Consider the following 621-nt stretch of genomic DNA (forward strand, 5'->3'; position numbering starts at 1 on the left):
GGTAAGCCGTTGACCGGACTTGAACCGGTAACCTGCTGATTACAAATCAGCTGCTCTGCCAATTGAGCCACAACGGCAAAAAAAATGGGACCAACAGGGCTCGAACCTGTGACCCTCTGCTTGTAAGGCAGATGCTCTCCCAGCTGAGCTATGATCCCAGAATTATATAAAATATAAAACGACCCGGATGGGAATCGAACCCACGACCTCCGCCGTGACAGGGCGGCGCTCTAACCGGCTGAGCCACCGGGCCATACAAGATATGAATAAAACATACCCTCAAAACATCATACAAAATCTTTCCTACATCTCTCTCCCTCACAAACCTTCTTTGGTTAAAGCCTCGACCGATTAGTAACAGTCAGCTCCATACATTACTGTACTTCCACCTCTGCCCTATCTACCTCGTCGTCTTCAAGGGGTCTTACTAGATTACTCTATGGGAAATCTTATCTTTAGGGGGGCTTCACGCTTAGATGCCTTCAGCGTTTATCCCTTCCAGACTTGGCTACTCTGCGATGCACTTGGCAGTACAACAGATCCACCAGCGGTCCGTCCATCCCGGTCCTCTCGTACTAAGGACAGCTCCTATCAAATTTCCTCCGCCTGCGCCGGATAGGG

Annotated in this window: 3 tRNA genes and 1 rRNA gene; all 4 read right to left on the bottom strand. The window is 49.9% G+C overall.

From position 1 onward, the window contains the following. Positions 1–4: 4 nt before the first annotated feature. Positions 5–77: transfer RNA gene (locus AC27EF_RS05410), tRNA-Thr, on the bottom strand. A gap of 8 nt (positions 78–85) precedes the next feature. Next, a tRNA-Val gene (locus AC27EF_RS05415) sits at positions 86–158 on the bottom strand. A gap of 21 nt (positions 159–179) precedes the next feature. After that, positions 180–253: transfer RNA gene (locus AC27EF_RS05420), tRNA-Asp, on the bottom strand. A gap of 78 nt (positions 254–331) precedes the next feature. Then, positions 332–621, bottom strand: a 23S ribosomal RNA gene (locus tag AC27EF_RS05425); the annotation flags it as partial.

The sequence above is a fragment of the Anaerostipes stercorihominis genome (assembly GCF_057535655.1).